General features: G+C 30.2%; 6 protein-coding genes. All 6 read right to left on the bottom strand.

From position 1 onward, the window contains the following. Positions 1–846: hemagglutinin repeat-containing protein (locus UNSWCS_RS10415; RefSeq protein WP_035144006.1), on the bottom strand; the 846-nt coding region annotated here is incomplete at its 3' end. Further along, positions 816–1,088 (bottom strand): hypothetical protein, encoded by a 273-nt coding sequence (locus UNSWCS_RS10420; RefSeq protein ID WP_035142566.1) that lies wholly within the window; start codon positions 1,086–1,088, stop codon positions 816–818. The genes UNSWCS_RS10420 and UNSWCS_RS10415, both read right to left, overlap by 31 nt. Then, complete coding sequence (locus UNSWCS_RS12680) at positions 1,085–1,207, bottom strand: hypothetical protein (RefSeq protein ID WP_021088468.1); 123 nt, start codon at positions 1,205–1,207, stop codon at positions 1,085–1,087. Before UNSWCS_RS12680 ends, UNSWCS_RS10420 begins: the two co-directional genes overlap by 4 nt. After that, on the bottom strand, positions 1,194–1,490 hold the full coding sequence (locus UNSWCS_RS10425) for a hypothetical protein (protein WP_035144008.1): 297 nt from the start codon (positions 1,488–1,490) through the stop codon (positions 1,194–1,196). Before UNSWCS_RS10425 ends, UNSWCS_RS12680 begins: the two co-directional genes overlap by 14 nt. Positions 1,491–1,547: 57 nt before the next feature. Beyond that, positions 1,548–1,898 (bottom strand): hypothetical protein, encoded by a 351-nt coding sequence (locus tag UNSWCS_RS10430; protein ID WP_162142151.1) that lies wholly within the window; start codon positions 1,896–1,898, stop codon positions 1,548–1,550. A gap of 106 nt (positions 1,899–2,004) precedes the next feature. Continuing rightward, positions 2,005–3,035, bottom strand: a 1,031-nt coding sequence (locus UNSWCS_RS12065; RefSeq protein ID WP_035144011.1) for a hypothetical protein, incomplete at its 5' end; no start/stop codon positions are given.

Here is a 3,035-nt window from a genome sequence, read left to right on the forward strand (position 1 = left end):
ATTTAGGTTATGGTTATCTATAAAGGTATTATCTTTATCATACTCTCCTGCTGCTAGTAGTGATCCTTTTAGATGAGTGTTTTTACCTACCTCTACGTTTAGCTCATTTGCTGTTATAGATGATAGGTTTGTCTGTTTTATCTTTGTGTTAGAGTTTGACTTACTAATGCTAGCTCCAACAGAGCTTAGAGAGCTATCTCCAGATGCAAAGTTTTTAGCATTAGTTGCTCCAGAGTAGCTTGCGCTTAAATTTATACCTTTGCTTTTAGAGCTAGCATCTTTTATATCTCTGGTGCTTTCTAGACTTAGGTTGTTTCCTACTTTTAAATTTAATCTCTCATCAGCTCTTAAATTTGCTCCCTTGATGGTTGCGTCATTAGCTGTGTTTATATTCATATCTTTAGCTGAGTGAAGATGAGAGTTGTTATTTGTTAGACTTTGTTCGCTCTCTTTGGTGTCATTTAGACCTAGGTCTAAAGATTTAGAATTTCCACCATAAAATGTAAAACCAAATCCTGTTGTGAGTGATTTGGTGTTTGATTTATATTTTAAACTATCTTCGCTAGAGTTTATATTTAGGTTATTTGAGTTTAGGCTCATATCCTCTTTTGATGCTAGGTCTGAGCCAGTGATAGATATATCTTTAGTCGAGTTTATATTTATATGTTTAGCATTTATACTAGACTTATTTGAGCTAGTTTGCTTTAAAGAGCTCTCTTGCTTAGTGGTAGCAAGATCAGCTCTTACTCCTACGCTAAATCCATATGTTCCTGAGCTTGCAGCTGCAGCTGATGCTATATGCCAACTTTTTTTATTTATCCTCTTGTGGCATTGTAAAGAAGCCAAAATACAAAAACTAAAAAAGAGTGGATTAAAGCGATACCACCTCTTTTTATTTCCATTTTTTGTATATATTCTTTTTTAAAATCGCTCTTTTTTATACCGTTTTTTATCATAAAACATACATTTGCAAATATTAGCAATACCGCCATGGCATCAATATAGTATTCTCCAAAGAGAAGTTTTAGGATTGCTATAAAGCCGATACATAAGATGCTACCAAAAAAAATAATTAGAAATTTTTTCATTTTTTGTTATCTTTTTTGTCTTTGTCATTTTTGCTTTTTATGCTATCGGCTACTGCTTGACCTATTGCTAGCACAACTGATACTATACGCCAACTTTTATGTTTATCATCTTGTGGCATTGTAACCAACCCACATTATAAATACAAATATAGCTTGCACCAATATAGCTTGCACCAAAGAGACGCTACCTATTGTAACGTCCATTGTTTTAAAATTCTTTTTTTGAAAGTCACTCTTTTTTATGCCGTTTTTAATTATGTAATATATATTGGTCAAGATTATCCCGGCAAAAATAATATCTCCATAGTATTCTCCAAAGAGAAGTTTTAGGATTATTATGCAAATAGTACCTACTATAAAAAATGCTATTGACCCAAAAAATACAATCCAATTATTTTTCATTTTTATCTACTTTCTTTATTCTTAGCTTTTTACTATTTCTATATAAAAATTTTGATTTTATAATATTTTTTTAGATATTTGTGTGCTCTTTTTTAAATATCCTACAAAAGGTTTGATAAATATAAATATGTATATTGGATAATACAAAGTTGACAAAATATCCCAAAAAAGATGATCGCCTGGCAATAGATCTGCACAACTACAATCTATATAGCCATGTCTACGTAAATACCCATACCCATCCATACCACATAGAATTGCATTTATTATAAGTCTTTCCGCCATTACAAAAATAACCATAAAAATAGCAAACAAGAGTATGCTAAGAAAAACAGTAACAATTTTTAATGGGTCATCTCTAAAATTTATAGTGTTAAATACTTTTAAGAAAACAACTAAATTAAACAAACAAAATAATAGTAGAGAAATCTTGTAGGAATAGCCAAGATATACCATTATAATCCCAGAGTATATAACCAAAAAATACCCCAGGATGATCATGTATTTTAACTTATCATTCATCTTTATGCCCATTCATGATATATTCTTTTATTTCGTGATAGTATGTACTAAAAGGATGATATGTTTCTACGTCATTTAAAGACTTAAATTCGTAATTTGCATCTGAATTAAGAATACCATTTGCTACCGGATCATTTTCATGGTTAACTTGTATTATGAAATTTGCCCCCACACCATTTGCACTTTCTTTAAGCTTAGTGGCTGATTTTGGCGAACCTACACTTATTAGATTGTAAGGCGTATTTACCCCCAATACTTTGTTTATTGAATTGGCCTTAAATATATCTTCATTTCCAGCACTGTGAGTTATTAACGTTGTACCACTTGAAAGGTTTTTTAGTTTATAGGCATTCAAAACATCTTTAGTTGTTTTATAGTTTGGCAACCACTCTATAGCATCTTCTAAAATACCTAAATGCTTGCCAGTAGCATTGTTTATCAACCCAATATTTTTACCAAAATCTTCTTTTATTAAATTTACGCTTTTTTTAGCTTCTTCTAAAGTATTATCCATACCATTCATAAAAACTATTTTAGTATCCTTATTTAAATTCTCATATGTTTGATCCGTAGTTGCTCTTAATTTTTCAAAATCTTGTTTATCTGATAAGTCATATTGCGTTTTATATTTATTTGTATCAGGCTTCTCGTTTATCAATACGTTATCTGGCAATATGCCGTTTTTATAAAAATTAACCAATGTGAAAACTGGTGGCATAAATATTTGATCTATGTCGTTTTTTAAATATCCATTAGACAATGCTTCCCAAAAAGTTAAATCAACTAATTGATTGTCGTTTAAACCTTTATCTATGCCAACGACTTTATTATAATATAAATAAACTCTATTATCCCCCTTACTCTTATCTAAACCATTAAACATATAAGAATTTAAGAGTAGAGCATTTAAACTACTTTGATTTTTAATATAGTTTATCACTGCATCTTTGGTATTGATGCCACTATCTTGTAAATTTAGAGCTTTGCTTAGATAGTCACTAAAACTATCTTCTTTTAGTTTTG

This window comes from Campylobacter concisus UNSWCS, from assembly GCF_000466685.1.
Lineage (GTDB): Bacteria > Campylobacterota > Campylobacteria > Campylobacterales > Campylobacteraceae > Campylobacter_A > Campylobacter_A concisus_A.

Bases quoted from the DNA above. Each gene is read 5' to 3' on its own strand.
- UNSWCS_RS12680 (WP_021088468.1), bottom strand. From the start codon at position 1,207: ATGCCACAAGATGATAAACATAAAAGTTGGCGTATAGTATCAGTTGTG.
- UNSWCS_RS10425 (WP_035144008.1), bottom strand. From the start codon at position 1,490: ATGAAAAATAATTGGATTGTATTTTTTGGGTCAATAGCATTTTTTATA.
- UNSWCS_RS10420 (WP_035142566.1), bottom strand. From the start codon at position 1,088: ATGAAAAAATTTCTAATTATTTTTTTTGGTAGCATCTTATGTATCGGC.